Source organism: Oceanihabitans sp. 2_MG-2023 (genome assembly GCF_030547245.1).
Classification (GTDB): domain Bacteria; phylum Bacteroidota; class Bacteroidia; order Flavobacteriales; family Flavobacteriaceae; genus Oceanihabitans.
Genome location: NZ_JAUOQT010000001.1, coordinates 152,664 through 169,758 on the forward strand (window position 1 = coordinate 152,664; position 17,095 = coordinate 169,758).

At 31.3% G+C, this 17,095-nt stretch carries 16 protein-coding genes; 9 read left to right on the forward strand and 7 right to left on the reverse strand.

The genetic code is table 11. The annotated features are described in order from the left end of the window. Positions 1-47 precede the first annotated feature (47 nt). Both Q4512_RS00625 and Q4512_RS00630 read left to right on the forward strand, forming a co-directional pair. A complete protein-coding gene (locus tag Q4512_RS00625; protein ID WP_303420524.1) occupies positions 48-929 on the forward strand; it encodes a DUF547 domain-containing protein in 882 nt (293 codons plus the stop codon). Then, positions 922-1,671, forward strand: a complete 750-nt coding sequence (locus tag Q4512_RS00630) for a TIGR04283 family arsenosugar biosynthesis glycosyltransferase (protein ID WP_303420525.1) — start codon at positions 922-924, stop codon at positions 1,669-1,671. Before Q4512_RS00625 ends, Q4512_RS00630 begins: the two co-directional genes overlap by 8 nt. 6 nt (positions 1,672-1,677) lie before the next feature. Here Q4512_RS00630 and Q4512_RS00635 read toward each other — a convergent pair whose 3' ends face one another. The 5 genes from Q4512_RS00635 to Q4512_RS00655 form a co-directional block, all read right to left on the reverse strand. Beyond that, positions 1,678-2,415: a metallophosphoesterase family protein gene (locus tag Q4512_RS00635; protein WP_303420527.1), complete on the reverse strand. Its 738-nt coding sequence runs from the start codon at positions 2,413-2,415 to the stop codon at positions 1,678-1,680. A 109-nt stretch (positions 2,416-2,524) separates the two neighbouring features. After that, positions 2,525-3,793, reverse strand: a complete 1,269-nt coding sequence (locus Q4512_RS00640; protein WP_303420528.1) for an outer membrane protein assembly factor — start codon at positions 3,791-3,793, stop codon at positions 2,525-2,527. Continuing rightward, a complete protein-coding gene (locus Q4512_RS00645; protein WP_303420530.1) occupies positions 3,790-4,794 on the reverse strand; it encodes a glycoside hydrolase family 113 in 1,005 nt (334 codons plus the stop codon). Before Q4512_RS00645 ends, Q4512_RS00640 begins: the two co-directional genes overlap by 4 nt. 82 nt (positions 4,795-4,876) lie before the next feature. Then, the gene (locus tag Q4512_RS00650) at positions 4,877-5,797 is read right to left on the reverse strand and encodes a hypothetical protein (RefSeq protein ID WP_303420532.1); all 921 of its coding nucleotides are present in this window, start codon (positions 5,795-5,797) and stop codon (positions 4,877-4,879) included. Between the two features lie 36 nt (positions 5,798-5,833). Then, positions 5,834-6,550 (reverse strand): DUF547 domain-containing protein, encoded by a 717-nt coding sequence (locus Q4512_RS00655; protein ID WP_303420534.1) that lies wholly within the window; start codon positions 6,548-6,550, stop codon positions 5,834-5,836. 258 nt (positions 6,551-6,808) lie between these two features. Between Q4512_RS00655 and Q4512_RS00660 the strand changes: the two genes are divergently transcribed. From Q4512_RS00660 to Q4512_RS00680, 5 genes are read left to right on the forward strand one after another with little or no spacing between them, the layout of a single operon-like run. Beyond that, positions 6,809-8,110 (forward strand): NAD(P)/FAD-dependent oxidoreductase, encoded by a 1,302-nt coding sequence (locus Q4512_RS00660; protein ID WP_303420536.1) that lies wholly within the window; start codon positions 6,809-6,811, stop codon positions 8,108-8,110. Positions 8,111-8,122: 12 nt separating this feature from the next. Beyond that, positions 8,123-9,763, forward strand: a complete 1,641-nt coding sequence (locus tag Q4512_RS00665; protein ID WP_303420538.1) for a 4Fe-4S dicluster domain-containing protein — start codon at positions 8,123-8,125, stop codon at positions 9,761-9,763. A gap of 27 nt (positions 9,764-9,790) precedes the next feature. Continuing rightward, positions 9,791-10,699 (forward strand): toxin-antitoxin system YwqK family antitoxin, encoded by a 909-nt coding sequence (locus tag Q4512_RS00670; protein WP_303420540.1) that lies wholly within the window; start codon positions 9,791-9,793, stop codon positions 10,697-10,699. Next, positions 10,700-11,392, forward strand: a complete 693-nt coding sequence (locus tag Q4512_RS00675; protein WP_303420542.1) for a glycosyltransferase family 2 protein — start codon at positions 10,700-10,702, stop codon at positions 11,390-11,392. It abuts the gene before it with no gap. Further along, a complete protein-coding gene (locus Q4512_RS00680; protein ID WP_303420544.1) occupies positions 11,389-12,879 on the forward strand; it encodes a cellulose synthase family protein in 1,491 nt (496 codons plus the stop codon). Before Q4512_RS00675 ends, Q4512_RS00680 begins: the two co-directional genes overlap by 4 nt. Before the next feature lie 139 nt (positions 12,880-13,018). Here the strand turns inward: Q4512_RS00680 and Q4512_RS00685 are convergent, their stop codons facing one another. Together Q4512_RS00685 and Q4512_RS00690 are read right to left on the reverse strand one after the other, a co-directional pair. After that, positions 13,019-13,549 carry a RidA family protein gene (locus tag Q4512_RS00685; RefSeq protein WP_303420546.1) on the reverse strand — a complete coding sequence of 177 codons (531 nt, stop codon included), beginning with the start codon at positions 13,547-13,549 and terminating at the stop codon, positions 13,019-13,021. A gap of 184 nt (positions 13,550-13,733) precedes the next feature. Next, the gene (locus Q4512_RS00690) at positions 13,734-14,678 is read right to left on the reverse strand and encodes a septum formation inhibitor Maf (RefSeq protein WP_303420548.1); all 945 of its coding nucleotides are present in this window, start codon (positions 14,676-14,678) and stop codon (positions 13,734-13,736) included. A 189-nt stretch (positions 14,679-14,867) separates the two neighbouring features. On the opposite strand from Q4512_RS00690, the gene Q4512_RS00695 reads away from it, so the two are divergent. Next, positions 14,868-16,283: a mannosyltransferase gene (locus Q4512_RS00695; RefSeq protein WP_303420549.1), complete on the forward strand. Its 1,416-nt coding sequence runs from the start codon at positions 14,868-14,870 to the stop codon at positions 16,281-16,283. Further along, positions 16,273-17,094, forward strand: coding sequence for an alpha/beta hydrolase (locus Q4512_RS00700; RefSeq protein ID WP_303420551.1), 822 nt, complete (start codon positions 16,273-16,275; stop codon positions 17,092-17,094). Before Q4512_RS00695 ends, Q4512_RS00700 begins: the two co-directional genes overlap by 11 nt. Position 17,095: the final 1 nt, after the last annotated feature.

The window sequence follows — 17,095 nt, forward strand, 5'->3', positions numbered from 1 at the left end:
TGTGTAAGGTAACTCGATAAGTTTTGACGAATAGAGAAACAAATACTATGAAATATTTTAGTCTGATTTTTTTTGCTATTCTAATCAGTTCTTGTTCCTCTACAAAACAAATAGTAAACAACAACGAGAATGTAAAAGAAGAAACTACTACTATAAAAGCCCAAGAGGGTACACCTGAAGTTGAAGTTGAAGTTGAAGTTGAAGAACTTATTAAAAACGAAATACCCGAATCACCTCAACCAGCTAAATTAGAAGTAGCAAACAGTATAGAACATAATGTTAAAGAAACTTTTAACCACGAAACATGGAATACATTATTACATAAAAATGTAACCGAAACTGGTAATGTAAACTACGTATCCTTTAAAAAAAACTCAACCGAATTACGTATTTACATAGATTCTTTAGCTGATAACATGCCAAATGAAGCATGGACAAAAGAAGATAAACTAGCATATTGGATAAATGCCTACAATGCTATGACCGTAGATTTAATTATTAGAAATTATCCCGTAAAGAGCATTAAAGATATTAAAGACCCGTGGGAGCAACGCTTATGGAAACTTGGCAATAAATGGTATAATCTTGATGAAATTGAGCATCAAATTTTACGAAAAATGGAAGAACCAAGAATACATTTTGCAATTGTTTGCGCATCATATTCTTGTCCGAAATTACAAAACGAAGCTTTTACTGCAAGTAAATTAGAAGCACAATTAACAGCGGCTACCAAAGGTTTTTTAGCAGATAATAATCGAAACGAGATTTCTTCAAATACTATTAAGATTTCAAAAATTTTTCAATGGTTTTCTAAAGATTTTAAACAAAACGGGAATCTTATTGATTTCTTAAACACTTATACAGAAATAAATATTTCTTCCAACGCAAAAAAGAGTTATAAAGATTACAATTGGGATTTGAATGAATAAAATTTCTATCCTCATTCCAATATTAAACGAATCAGATACTATTAAAAATCTGCTATCCCATTTATATGAAAATATTTCTCGAAAAAATAATATTGAAATACTTGTTGTGGATGGAGGAAGCACAGATGGGTCTCAAGAAATAGTTCGTAATTTTAAAACTAGCATCTCGAAAGTAGTTGAGAAGTCTTTAATAGGTAACGACTACATGCAACCGGGCATTCAAATAATTCCTTCAGAAAAAGGAAGAGCAAAACAAATGAATCTTGGTGCAAAACATGCTTCCGGAAACATTCTTTACTTTTTACATGCAGACTCTTTTCCGCCAAAAAACTTTGACCAACACATTATTAATGCTGTAAAAAACAACAACCTAGCAGGTTGTTTCAGGATGCAATTTAACAGCAATCATTGGTGGTTACGTTTGGCGAGTTGGTTTACAAAATTTAATTGGAAAGCCTGTAGAGGAGGAGATCAAAGTCTGTTTATTACTAAGGATTTATTTAATAGTATTGGAGGTTTTAGTGAAAACTATGTTATTTATGAAGACATTATTTTAATAAATAAACTGTATGCTAAAAAGGAATTTATTGTGCTAAATAAAAAAATAAGAACCTCAGCAAGATTGTATAAAAAACATGGGGTTTGGAAATTACAATATCACTTTTTAATGATTTATATCAAAAAAGGGTTTGGTGCTTCAGCAGAAGATTTATATGCCTATTACAAAAAACATATTGCTTAAAACATTCTATTTATTCCTTCCTTTTTCATTAGGATATAAGGTATACACAGGATCACTTTGAAAATAAGCCTTAGTATCAATATTTAATGCAGAAAGCTTGCCTTTAAAGGCCACACCAGTATCTACATTCCAAACATTTACAGCATTGGTGGGAACATCTAAATTAAAATTTGTAGTTGGAGTATGTCCAATATAAATTTCGAAATAATGCTTTAACCTATTTGGATACAATAAAGAATTCTTTGTAATACTTTTATCCATAGCTAGTACCATTTCCCAAAGTGTTCTATCGGTATAAAAAGTTGCTTTATTCATCTCTCTTCCAATACCATGTGGTGAGGTAAATCCTGCGTGTAAAAACAGCCGTTGTTTATCATCCAACATACAAAGTCGCATGTTTTTAAAAAACTGGAGATGTATTTTTTTATCGTTCTCAGAGAAGGTTTTATAACTCTCTATGGTTTCTTTTCCTCCATGAATCAACCAGGTTTGATTAATACTGCCTGTTTCTAACCATTGTTCACACCAAAGATCATGGTTTCCTTTTATAAACGTACAATGATTTTGTTTTGAAAACTCTATTAGAAACTGAATCACTTGTGCTGCCTCACTCCAACCATCTACATAGTCTCCTAAAAAAATAAAAGCATCATCTGTCGTTATTTCAATACGACTCAATAGTTGTTCTAATGCTTTTAGCCCGCCATGAATATCTCCAATTGCCAGTGTTCTATAATGTTTCATTTAATAATTCTATTGTAAAATTGATAACGAACAGTAAATATTGGTATTCCTTTTTTAAAATGCAGGTAATATTACTTTAATAAATCTTTAATTTTATGATCTTTGATTACTAAAAATACTGTCCGATACCAAAAACCAGACCTTGTGTTTCTCCTTTTGTAATTCCGAAACCATAATCTATTCTAAAAATAGCATTAAAAATACGCTTATGTATTAGTCTAAAACCAATACCAGAAAAAACTCTAATATTTTTTGACTTACTAAAATCACTTAAATCACCACCAGGATTTCGCCAAGTACCGGCATCGACGAAAGCATTTCCTTGAATTGCAAACCAATTTTTGTCTAATAGTGTTTGTCTATATTCGGTATTAACAACAATAGCACCTGTACCTCTATCAATCGTATTACCAACGCCTCTTAAATTCACATTATTATCTACAGAAAAAGGTGCAAATGGTGTTTTATCATTACTAGATAAACCAAGACGCAATCTATTTGCCCAATTTCCTTTGTTACCTATTCTTTTATAAAAATGAAAATCATTCCATCCAATTAAAAAGTTGGATACATCTTTACTAGTAGAAGTTACATATTGAAAATTAAACAAACTTTTAAATCCAGACACATATTGGTAATAATAGTCTAAATTATTATATTCATAAATCCCTTTATACAATAGCTTTTTTACGGAAAACCCCTGTGGAACCGAAGGGCTTGTTGCTCCATTTAAATACTTATATTCTTCAAGAAAATAGTTAAGACCTACTTCAAAACGATTATTAAAATTAGGTTGATATAGTGTTAAAACCTCATAGGATTTATTTTTATACTTGTAATTTGCTGAAGTATTATTAAAAAAAACAGGTTCTTCTGTATTTAAATCTTGATGGTTAACTGCCAAACCAAAGGCTCGACTAAATAAAAAAGGTGCTCTAAGGTTTATACCATAAGAACTAAATATATCTTTTTGATAAAAACCTCCAAAAATAATGTTTTGGCCTAGAGTATTAAATTCATACAAACCAATACGATATGCAAATTCATCATCATTAGTTGTGTAGATACTTAATGATGGAATAATAGTAAAATTCTCTTCTATAGTATAAAACACATTATAACTATTATCGTGAGAATGAAAAACTTGATAATAGGCATGCGATACTGCAGGTAAACGTTTTAAGCGTTTTATATCTTCCTCTAAAATCATAGAGTCTAAAACTTTACCTGCTTGTGCTTTAGATATTTTTTTTATTAATGAAGACTTCAGTTTTTTGTTTCCTTGTACTTTCACATCTAAAACTGTTTGCTCTTGTGCTAAAGAAAAAGCCGAGAACAAAGAAAAAAAAAGTATAAATGCTATATAAGTTATTTTCATTTATTGGATTCAAAATGTGCTTTAATGATACCTTCTACTGGTTTATTTTGAGGGGTAAATTGACTATTATTTTCGCCACCTACATTTTCATGATCGTGAAACCATTTCCATAAAAAACCTCCAGCAAACCAATCTTCTTTCCAAAAAGTGTCAAACAGCGCTTTAGTAGTATTATTCTGTGCTTCAAAATTTACAGTATCCATACTTCTATCGGAATTCCAAGGTTCTTTCCCTGCAAAATCGACACTTCGGTATCCATATTCGGTAAATAATATTGGTTTATTATAAGCATCAGCAATCTCTTTAATTATTGGCTTATGTGTTTTCCAACCTTCTAAGCATTCTTCTATAGTTGGTGTTTTACTTTCACTAACAGGGAAATAAGCGTCTACTCCAATATAGTCTAATGCATTCCAGAAAGGGGTTCTTTTAAATTCGTCCCAATTGGCTGCATAAGTGAGTTTTCCTTTATATATCTTTTTAATAGCAATAATTAAAGTATTCCAATACTCAGGTCTATGATTTACAAATTGTTCTAATTCTGTGCCAATGCAAAAAATATCTGCATGGATTTCTTCGGCTAATTTGGCATATTCCAATATAAAACTAGAATACGATGTTTCAAGTTTTTGCCAATCGGCTTCGCTTTCCATTTTAATATAACCTGTAAATTGTCCTCTTGAAACCCAAATTTGAGGCTTAATCATTATTTTTATGCCTTTAGCCTCTAAGCTTTTAGCATACTGCTCTACACCAACTCTACTTTCTCCATACCATTGCCTTTTAGTGTTGTAGACAACTTCGGGATTATTTAGATCCCTAATAAACCCAAAAGGCATTACTGCTGCATAATTGGCATGAATTTCGGCTACAGGGTTTACATGTTCTTCTGTAACAGCAGTTCTAGAAGCAACAAAACTTACGCCATTAATTTTTGTTTGCGATGTGCAGGATTGCAACGCACAGCATAGAAAAACTAAAAAAAAATTACAGTATTTCATTCTTTCAAATTATTCATGAAATATAAGAAAAAGATCCCGCTAATACAGCGGGAGAATGCATGTATTCATTATTAAACGTATTTTACAATAATGCTCTAAGTCCTAAACTAAAAGTGCTTCCTAAACCTTGAAAATTATTTCCTCTTACAATTTTACCATAAGAAGCTTCTATGTTTAATGCTTGCGTTAATTGGTATTTCCCACCAAAACCTAATTGGGTATAATTTTGTTCAAATTCATTTCCTAGATCCATTAAAAAGGCTTGTTGGGCATTTACAAATAATGTAGATTTAGAAGATGGAAAATAACTTAGAAATGCACTTACAGGCAAAAACAAACTATTATTAGCAAAACGCTCCCCCACATTAACAGCATCGCCACTTTCTAAGGCATCTGTAGTAGTTTCTCCAAAATTAAAACCAAAATCGGCTTCTGTAAATATCTGCCAGTCTCCACCACCAAAAGTCTTATCATAGAAAAATTTCGTTTCCCAAAAAGTACTTCTCTTATCTAAATATGCTGGTACATCTTTATCTTCAAAAACGGCAAAGTATACAGAACTTGTAAAAGAGAAATTAGGCACACTAGCAAAAGGTTGTACACGTATAGAAGGAGCAATAGTTGTTAAACCACTTCTAGAGTCTATTCCATTGTTTTCAAAATCAAAAACACTAAAGGCGTCCTGTCCTCCATAATTATTTGCTCTAACCTGAATAATTAAACCTACATTTATTCTAGAATTTTTACTTATTCCTGTATAAACCTCTGTGGTATTTGTGAAAAAATTTTGTCTATCAATATCAAAAGATTTTCCTGTACCATCACCTGTAGTTTTTGTTTGTGTATACAGGCTATTAAAAAACTTGATATCCCATTGTCCTTTTTTTAATAATTTAGAAGGTGTATAAGTTTGAATATTGCTTCCTTCATTTTGGTCTTCTTCTTGAGAAAAACCAGCAAAATTAATTACTAATGCGATTGCTAAGACTAGTGTTTTTTTCATTTTTATATTTTTCATTATTGTTCTTTTATTACTTCATTACTGTTTATTAATTCTCCAATCATATTCAAAGTAGGTTAACGTATAGTCTGTTGGAATTTTTTCTGTTCTTATCGTGTTTATATATTCTATTTCAGTTGTTCCGTTTTTAGTAAAATCTTCTTTATACCATTCTAAAATCTTAGAACCCTCTACTTGTTTCTTTTTAGGGTTTATTTTTATAAAATAAGTTCCATTTAAAGCTAAAACTGTTTGCTTTTGCAATTGTTTTTCTAAGGTACTTGGCAGGTATGCTTTACTAATTAATGGAGGGCAACCAACTGCGCCACACACCAAAACAAAATGAAAACGAGGATCTTTAAACGGAGCTCTTAGCAGCGTGTTTTCAATGGTGTTTAGGGTTACTTTCTCTCCTGCTAAAGTGTATTTTGTTTTATCAAAAAAACCGCTATCCTCTAATGGGGATTTAGTAGGATAATTAGTTACTAACCCTTTAATAACTGATAAATTATAAGCATTTATCCAGAATGCCTGATAGTTTTTAGCGTCTTCTTTATTTATAGTAATATTTGCTGCTAGCTCTAATACTTCGTTAAGTGATTTTGTATCCTTTTTAATAGATTCGTAGTCTACTTTTCCATTTACAACATTTGCTTGCAAAAACGCATCTGCTTGCTTAAAAAAAGTTTCTAAGTTTTGTGCTTTCGCGGAAAGACTTCCTAGCAAGACAAACACAATTAGTATGGTATTTTTCATAGTATTATTTTATTTAATTCGTAGACGTCTTGCTGAAAAAATCCAGTCAAAAACAGTATTCAAAATCGTAATAACTTTTGCTTCAGTCTTAAATGTTTCTTAAAACTTTCAAAAAAAATAAAAAAAACCAACGTCTACATGCATTGAAAAACCTTACATCTCAATCCAATTTATATTAATTCTAAATATGGAATACCAATTAAGTTTTTATCTTGTATCTCGACCTAACCTTCAGTACAATTTAAAACCAACCTAAATATGGAACATGTAGTTATTATAGGAAATGGAATTTCTGGTGTAACAGTAGCTAGACACATTCGAAAAAATTCGGATAAAAAAATCACTATCATCTCTGGAGAAACTGATTATTTCTTTTCTCGTACCGCTTTAATGTACATATATATGGGACATATGAAGTTTGAGCATACACAACCTTATGAAAATTCATTTTGGAAAAAAAACAAAATAGAATTAAAAAAAGGGTTTGTAGAAACTATAGATACAGACACTAAAACCCTACAATTCGCAGAAGGAGACAGCTTACAATATGACACTTTAGTACTAGCAACTGGAAGTAAACCTAATAAATTTGGTTGGCCAGGACAAGACTTAAAAGGTGTTCAAGGCTTATATAGCAAACAAGATTTAGATACTTTAGAAGAAAACGCACCAAATAACAAAGCTTGCAATCGAGCGGTAATAGTTGGTGGTGGTTTAATAGGAATTGAAATGGCAGAAATGCTAAATTCTAGAAGTATTCCAGTTACTTTTTTAGTAAGAGAAAATAGTTTTTGGAATGGCGTTTTACCTGAAGGTGAAAGCGCTATGATTAATAGACACATTAAAAACCACCATATTGATTTGCGTTTATCTACCAATTTAAAAGAGATAAAATCAGATGAAAACGGAAGAGTTAAATCTATAGTAATTGCAGAAACCGATGAGGAAATTGCTTGTAATGTGGTTGGCTTAACGGCAGGAGTTTCTCCGAATATAGCATTTTTAAAAACTTCTAATATCGAAACTGGTAGGGGTATTTTAGTAAACAGAAAACTAGAAACAAATATTCCTAATGTATATGCTATTGGAGATTGTGCAGAGCAACGTGAAGGTGGTATTGGAGAGCGAAGACCTATTGAAGCCGTTTGGTATACAGGTAGAATGATGGGAGAAGCTTTAGCACAAACTATTTGTGGAAACCCTACAGAATACAAACCAGCACATTGGTTTAACTCGGCAAAATTTTTAGATATTGAATACCAAACCTATGGTTGGGTATTTTCTAAACCTAGAGAAAATGAAGCACATTTTCATTGGAAACACGAAGACGACACCAAATGTATTACGGTTTGTTATAACACGGTAGACAACACCTTTCTTGGCATTAATACTTTCGGAATTAGAATGCGTCATGAAGTATTTGACCGTTGGCTAACCGAAAAACGGGATATAGATTTTGTTATGCAACATCTAGCTCAAGCTAATTTTGATCCGGAATTTTATAAGCACTTTGAGAAAGAAATTCTCCTTGCTTACACAAACAAACTACAAACCGCATAATCCCTAAAAATAATGAGTAACAAGATCGATCATAGCATGTCTTTGGCAACACCAGATGCTTTAAACATAACTACAAAACAAAAATTAGCATTAGCCACTGGTCTAGTTGGTTTATGCATCCTAGTGTTAGCTTTGTTTAATATTAACTTTCCTAATCGAGCAGTATTTTTAGCGATTTCTTTAGGTTTAATTACAGGCGGTACCATTCTATATTCTAGAGAGGCATATCTTCATAAATTAGAAGGAATAAAAAATGATGGTGTTTGGTTTAAGTCTATTTCCTCTCGTGGTGTTTTAGGTTGGGCTTTAGGTGTGGTATTAACGGTATTTTATATTGTTCTGTATTTTTATCCGCAATATCTAGGCCTTGGTGTAGATGGTGCAGCAAATACTGGTTTAATTGCACTTTTCGATCCTTTAAGTAACCTTTTAAGTGGTAATAATGCTAGTCAATGGTTTGTTTACGGTACCTTATACACAGTAGCAATATTAGCTTTTGGTTACAAGTTTATGCTAAAATATAGACACAATCGCTATCAACAATTACGTACTGCATCGGTTATGTTTTTTCAAACTGCTTTTGCATTTGTAATTCCAGAATTAATGGCGCGTTTAAATTCTGATGATTTCTCCTTACCCTACAACGACCTTAAAAACATGTGGCCTTTAAACTACTATGCCTTTGATCAATGGCGAGTGGATCAATTTATAAATGCACAAACCGTTGGACTATTTTTCTTAATCTTAGGAGTAGTCATGATTTTTGTTATCTCTCCTTTTTTAACTTATAAATATGGAAAAAGATGGTATTGCTCCTGGGTTTGTGGTTGTGGCGGACTAGCAGAAACTGCTGGAGATTCTTTTAGGCAATTAAGCGACAAAGGAGTTAAAGCATGGAAATTTGAACGTTGGATGATTAATTCTGTTCTTGTATTCTCTGTGGTAACCACTGTTGCCGTAATCTCTACCTATTTAGGTTATGATTCCGAAAAATATTGGTTCACAAAAAATGTATTCTTAATTAGTATTGGAGTTTTCTTAACTGTTTTGCTTGCTGGAATTCTATATTTCAAAAGAAAAGAATTAAACAAAAGTGCGTTTAGAGGTGCTATTGGTTTTTATGTATTAACCATCGCTTTTTTAATTTTCTTTTCCTTTTTCGATTTAAGTCAGATAAAAATTAACGCTAGCTATTTTTCTTTCGGTATAAACCAAAACACCTATAACTTCGATAGCGCATTACGTACTTTTTACGGATTTGGAATTGGTTCCATATTCTCTGGAGTAATTGGTACAGGTTTTTACCCAATATTAGGAAATAGAGCTTGGTGCAGAATGGGTTGTCCAATGGCAACTATTATGGGAATTCAACAACGTTTATTCTCAAGATTTAGAATTACTACCAATGGCGGACAATGTATTTCTTGTGGTAACTGTTCTAACAGTTGTGAAATGGGAATTGACGTTCGTGCCTATGCACAAAAAGGAGAAAACATTGTAAGGTCCAGCTGTGTTGGTTGCGGGGTTTGTTCTGCGGTTTGCCCAAGAGGTGTGTTAAAATTAGAAAATGATAGTATGGATGGAAGAATTAATCCGACTGAAGTTTTATTAGGTAATGATGTAGATCTAATGGACTTACTAAATAAAAACTAGTAAGCTTTATTTCTTTTTAAATTTAAAATGAAAAACCTTCTATTACTTTTTATAATCCTTTTAAGTGGTAACGTTTTCGCGGAAAAAACGTACTCGAAAACCTATTATAAAAATGGAAATTTAAAAGCAGAAGGTTGGATAGAAAACAAAGAAAAAACGCAATACTGGAAATTCTATTACCAAAACGGAAGCATTGAAAAAGAAGGTGCATTCAAAACCGATTTAGAAAATGGTTTTTGGAAATTCTATTACAGAAACAAAAATCTAGAAGCCCATGGGCATTTCTTAAACGGAAAACGATCTGGTTTTTGGGCTTATTTTTTTCAAAACAAAAGTAAAAACAAACAAGGCTATTTTGAAAATAATTTAGAAACAGGTTTTTGGAAAACGTTTTTCTCTAATGGAAAACTGCAACAAGAAGGCAATTACAATCAAGGCATACCTAATAATTACTGGAAATTCTATTACAATAATGGTAAACTAAAAAAAGAAGGTACCTTTGCAAACGGAAAACCAATACAATACTGGAAAAATTATTTTGACAATGGCACTTTACAATCCGAAGGCCTTTTTATAAATGGAAAAGAAAATGGGTTTTGGAAATATTATTTTAATAATGGAAAAAAATCAAAATCTGGCACTTTTAAATTAGGTTTGGAAACCCAATATTGGATGTTCTATACCAAGAATGGAACTAAAGAAAAAGAAGGGCATTTTAAAAATGGAAAAAAAATAGACTGGTGGTTATTTTATGATGAAAACGAGAAAATAAATCATAAGTGCCAACTAAAAAACAACTTAAAAAACGGCTATTGCTTACTATATAATAAGGAAGAAATAATAGCAGCAAGTAAATATTCCGAAGGAAAAAAAATTAAAACGTGGACCGATATAGCAACGTTTAAAAAAGAGAATAAACTAAGTGACCTCAAATAAATGCCCAAAATAAAAGTAATAATACCTGCTTATAATGAGCAAGATTCTATAGCGAATGTGGTTCAGGACATTCCTAAAACAGTCGACGAAATTATTGTCATTAGTAACAACTCTACCGATGCCACAGAAGAAAACGCGAAAAATGCTGGAGCAACTGTTTTAACCGAAAATAAGAAAGGATATGGATATGCTTGTTTAAAAGGCATGGATTACGTTGCAAAACAAGCACACAAACCAGACATTATTGTTTTCTTAGATGGAGATTATAGCGATTTCCCACAAGAACTATCCAAGCTCATACAACCAATTATAGAAAACAATACAGACTTTGTTGTAGGTGCAAGGGTAAAAGAATTACGGGAAGTTGGTTCTATGACACCGCAACAAATTTTTGGGAATTGGTTAGCTACTTTTTTAATGAAGCTCTTTTTTGGCACAACGTTTACAGACCTTGGTCCTTTTAGAGCTATTAAATATAATAAATTACTAGCGCTAAACATGGAAGACAAGACCTATGGCTGGACCGTAGAAATGCAATTAAAAGCATTAAAACAAAAGTTAACCTATGTAGAAATACCTGTACATTACAGAAACAGAATTGGTGTTTCTAAAGTTTCAGGAACCGTAAAAGGAAGTGTTTTTGCAGGAATTAAAATACTTGGTTGGATCTTTAAATACAGCTTTAAAAAATGATTTTAGAAACCATCATCATCATAATATACTCTACTGCTTTACTGCTAATTTTCTTTTATGCATTAGCACAATTAAACCTATTATTTAATTATATCGCTGCTCAAAAAAAAGAAGACCATTCCCCAAAATTCAATTTAAAAAGCACAAAAGAAACTCCATTTGTAACTATTCAACTTCCTGTTTATAACGAGTTATATGTTATGGAACGTTTGTTAGATAATATTGCAGAAATGGATTATCCAAAAGACAAACTAGAAATTCAGGTTTTAGATGATTCTACCGACGAAACTATAGAAACTACAGCCCAACAAATTGAGAAACTTAAAGCAAGTGGCTTAGATATAAAACACATCTGTAGAACCAATAGAAAAGGATTTAAAGCTGGAGCGCTAAAGGAAGGTTTAGAAATTGCTAAAGGAGAATTTATTGCTATTTTTGATGCCGATTTTCTTCCTAATAAAAACTGGTTAAAACAAACCATTCCACATTTTAAAGATACTCAAATTGGTGTGGTACAAACCCGTTGGGCACATATAAATAGAAACTATTCTACATTAACAAAAATTCAAGCTTTTGCATTAGATGCACATTTTACCTTAGAACAAGTTGGTAGAAACAGTAAAGGGCACTTTATTAATTTTAATGGCACAGCTGGTGTTTGGCGAAAAACCTGCATAATTGATGCTGGAAACTGGGAAGGAGATACCCTTACCGAAGATTTAGATTTAAGTTACCGAGCACAATTAAAAAACTGGAAATTCAAATATTTAGAAGATGTAGAAACTCCAGCAGAATTACCAGTGGTAATAAGTGCAGCACGATCGCAACAGTTTCGATGGAACAAAGGTGGTGCAGAAAACTTTAGAAAAATGCTATTAAATGTTCTTAAAAGCAAAAATATTTCTACCAAAACAAAAGTACACGGCATATTACATTTACTAAACTCCACCATGTTTTTAAATGTACTAATTGTTGCTATTTTAAGTATACCAATGCTTTACATAAAAAATGAATATGCACATTTAAAAAATTATTTTTATGTAATGAGTTTCTTTGTAATAAGCACACTTATTTTCTTTATATGTTATTGGTACATGTATAAAAAAACCTACGGTAATACCGTGAAAAATTTCATACAGTACATTGCTTTGTTTTTTACTTTTTTCTCCATAGCAATGGGTTTTTCTTTGCATAATTCTATTGCTGTTTTAGAAGGTCATTTTGGCAAACGTAGCGATTTTGTTCGTACACCAAAATTCAATATTAATAGTATAAAAGATAGTTGGAAAGGCAATAAATACTTAAAGAAAAACATTTCAGCACATGTAATTATTGAAGGTATATTAATGCTCTATTTTGCTTTTGGAATGTACAGCGCTTTTGTAGTTGGCGACCAAGGAGGAGATTTCGGGCTTTTCCCTTTTCACCTCATGCTTTTTATTGGTTTCGGATTTGTATTTTTTAAATCTCTAACCTCTAAAGCCTAATTTATTGGGCGTTACCTAAAGGTCGCGCTCTCACTACTCGCTCTCTTTGAGGAGCTCAAACAAACCGTTCCATCGCTAACGCAGCTACAGCTTACATGTTCAAAATTCACTTGTTAATAAGAACAGTATCTAGCTTAAACTATTCCGATTTATGCACTTCCAGTTCAATTTCTATCATAAATTCTGGAACGGCTAATTCTTTAACACCAAGCCAAGAACCTGTTGGAAATTGCTTTGTATAAATAGAATTTCTATACGCTGCGTTTTCTAAAAATAAAGGCATGTTAGTAGTAAAAACATTTTCAACAATTACATCGTCAAAAGTGCAACCATAATGCTTTAAAATCTTATCTAAATCAGCATAACAGTTTTTCATTTGCTGTCCTAAATCACCAACTGCTGTAGGATTTCCTTCATCATCCATACTCACAGCTCCTGATATTTTTATTGCATTGCCAATTTTTACAGCATGCGAATATCCGTATGCTTTCTCCACTTCTGGACGAAGCAAAAAATATTCAGGGATTTCTATTGCAATAGGTGTTTCTTTATCAACCTGTACTTCAGTATTTTTTTTTACTTCATTACAACTTAGTATGGTAAAAAACAAAGAAAATACAAGTAGCAATACAGACAAATAATTAATGGGTTTTTTTCTTTTGTTATACATATTAAAAAAGATTACTTATAGTAGAAATACTACAATTGGTTACACCCATCTAAATTACAGGTTTTCAGTAAAATACATTAGCGTATAAACACCTGATTAACAATACGAAAAACAAAAATAAGAATCGCAATATAAATTCCTATGTAAGTTAATTCTTAGAAAGTGATTTTAAATAAAAACGATTTTATTGCAATAATTTAAGCGCTTCTCTTTTAGACGCGTCTTCCAAACTTTTTTGGTTCCAATATGGTTCTTTTAAGCTTGCTTTTAAAGTAGCCGAAGTAACTAATCCATCGCCATTATCTTCGGTCCATTCTAATATTTTATATGGAAATTCCTTTTCCACTAGTATAGTAACCGTTCTATCAATATCTAAATAGGTAACCGTGTAAGATGTAGTATTTTCTAGCGCTTCCTTCTTAATATTTGCTTTTTGAGCTTGCATTTTAGTATAAGTAAAACGACTATATATGGTAGATGGAATTAACATAATTTCTCCTTCTGGTAACTGTCCGTCCTGTATACGAATTCGCGTCATTAAATCTTCTTCTAACCAAGCAGCTTTAAAACTTCTTTCTTCATCTCCATCTGATTCAAAATAAGAGAATTGTTTAAAGTTATACTGCATCCCTTCAAGATTTAATTGCGTAAAGGTATGTCCGCACCATTCTTGAATGCTCGTTGTTGTTTTTAAGGTTAACGGATAATTTATATAATCTACAGGAGTAAACGTAGAAGTCACAATAGAATAGTCATAAATACCCGTATGAAACTTTCGTACTTGGTTTAATTTCATCACTGTTACCTTATCATCTCCTGCTTTTTGTGGTGCATCTAATTTCACTTGCTTACTTAAAGAAAATGGTTCCGTTACAAAAATCAATACTACTTCCCCTGTACGAATTTCATTATATCTAGACTGTTTCAACACATAACTATTAAGCTCCGCTTTTCCTGCATACCAATACTTTTTAAAATTTTCTTTTTCTGAAAAGGCTTGTTTACTTGTATTTACTAAACTATTTGTTTTTTCATTTTCAGCGGAAACTATATCTGTTTTTTTATCTCCTTCAGATTTACAAGAAACAAGAAGAAATAAAAAAACAACGCAATTAAATATATTTTTCATAGCTACTAATTTTAATTACAAAAATAACAAAGCATTATCAATTGTACTGTTAAATAAATATTTTCAATAGCGTAAGGAGCAAATAAAAACACAGACTTATTTGCACACAAACTATGTGTTATTCATTTTAAAGCATGCATTTAACATCTCCTTTAAAACAGACAAACAAATAATATTTATATTTGATTCATGCGATACCAGAACATCTTTTTAAAGTTAAAAAAACCGTACCTATTATTGGTATTATCAAGCATGCTATTTTATTTTGTTTTTGCCTATAATTTGGTAAGAACCGACTATATGAAACTACTAACTCTATACGTCGCCCTTTTTTTTCTATTTTATAAATTAGTAGAGCACAACAAAAACAAAATCAAGCTATTAACCTATATCGCTTTTCTATTTCGAGTCGTTTTTATTCTTGCCATACCCAATCTATCTCAAGATTTTTACCGTTTTATTTGGGATGGAAGGATGATTTTAGAAGGTTTTAATCCATATTTATACACACCAGAATCCTTTATAATAAATAGTGAATTACCTATAGAACAAGCAGAAGAACTGTATGCAGGAATGGGAATGTTAAACGGAAGTCATTTTACAAACTATCCTCCTTTAAATCAACTCTGTTTTATAATTGCAGATATTTTTACAGGAAAAAGCATTTTAGGTTCTGCAATCGTTTTAAGGCTTATAATTATTGCTGCAGATTTTGGAACCCTATATTTTGGAAAAAAACTTTTAGAAAAGCTAAAGCTTCCTGTACACCATATCTTTTGGTACATTTTAAACCCTTTTATTATTATAGAATTAACAGGAAACCTTCATTTTGAAGGCGTGATGCTCTTCTTTTTAATTTGGAGTTTATACCTACTACATATTAACAAATGGAAACAAGCTGCAGTGGTTTTTGCTTGCTCCGTTTCGATAAAGTTAATACCGTTGTTATTTTTACCATTGTTTTTTAAGTGGTTTCAAAAAACAGCTATTCCTTCGAGTATGGTAGAAAAAACTCAAAACAAAACAAGAACTTCTCTTTACTCAGGAATATCCAAATTAATTTGGTTTTATAGTATTGTTGGTTTTACAACACTTCTCTTATTTCTACCTTTTTACTCTTCCGAATTTGTAAATAATTATGCACAAACCGTTGGGTTATGGTTTCAAAATTTCGAGTTTAATGCAAGTGTTTATTATATCGCTCGAGAAATAGGCTATTGGTTTAGAGGTTATAATGAAATTGCTATTATTGGCAAAATACTTCCTGCTTTGATACTGCTTTTTGTGTTATATCTAGCATTTTTCAAAAAAAACAAAACAACCAAACAACTAATACAATCGATGTTATTTGCTTTTGTTTTTTATTTGTTTTTAAGCACCACTATTCATCCTTGGTATATTTCGACATTATTAATACTATCGATTTTCACCAATTATAAATTTCCATTAGTTTGGAGTTTTGTTATTATACTTAGTTATTTGGCTTACATTAATATTGACAAAGCAGACAAGTCTGAAAACCTTTATATTATTGCTTTAGAATATATTATAGTTTTTACTGTATTTTTGTATGAAACATTAAAAAAGAAATCTCTTGAAAATTAATTTCAGAAAAATAGTTAGACGTTTAAAAAGAACCGTTGTTGCTTTAATAGTATTATATCTGCTCTCCTTAGTTTTTCTATACTTTAAACAGGAACGTTTCTTTTTTAATCCGAAACATTTAGATAAAGATTATGTTTTTCAATTTACAGAACCTTTTGAAGAAGTTAATATTGAAGTAGAAAAAGACATTTTTTTAAACGCAGTTCTTTTTAAAGCCGAAGCATCTAAAGGGGTTATTTTATATTTTCATGGTAATGCAGGCGCGATACATGATTGGGGGAAACGAGCACATTTATTTTTAGAAAACAATTACGATGTACTTTTTGTTGATTATAGAAATTACGGAAAAAGTGATGGAAATTATAGCAATAGTGATGAGCTATTTAATGATGCGCAAAAAGTATACGACTACACTAAAATGCTTTATAGCGAAGATAAAATTACTGTTTTAGGATTCTCATTAGGTACCGGTATGGCAAGTTATGTTGCGTCAAAAAACAATCCAAAAATGCTCATACTAAATGCGCCATATTATTCTTGGAAAACTTTAATTGCAGAAGAAATTGCTCCTCCAGTCCCAAAATTTTTAATGCGATATGACATACCTTCTTACCAATTTGTTCAGGAAGTAAAATGCCCAATCCATATTTGTTATGGTACCCGAGATTTTTTAATAAACCCAGAAACAAACACCAAAAAACTAAAGGTATTAAATCCTGAAAACATTATGCTGCATCCTATTACAGATGCAGGGCATAATGGTTTACATATTACTAAAGAGTATTATGATTTATTAAAAATCATCTTGTGAT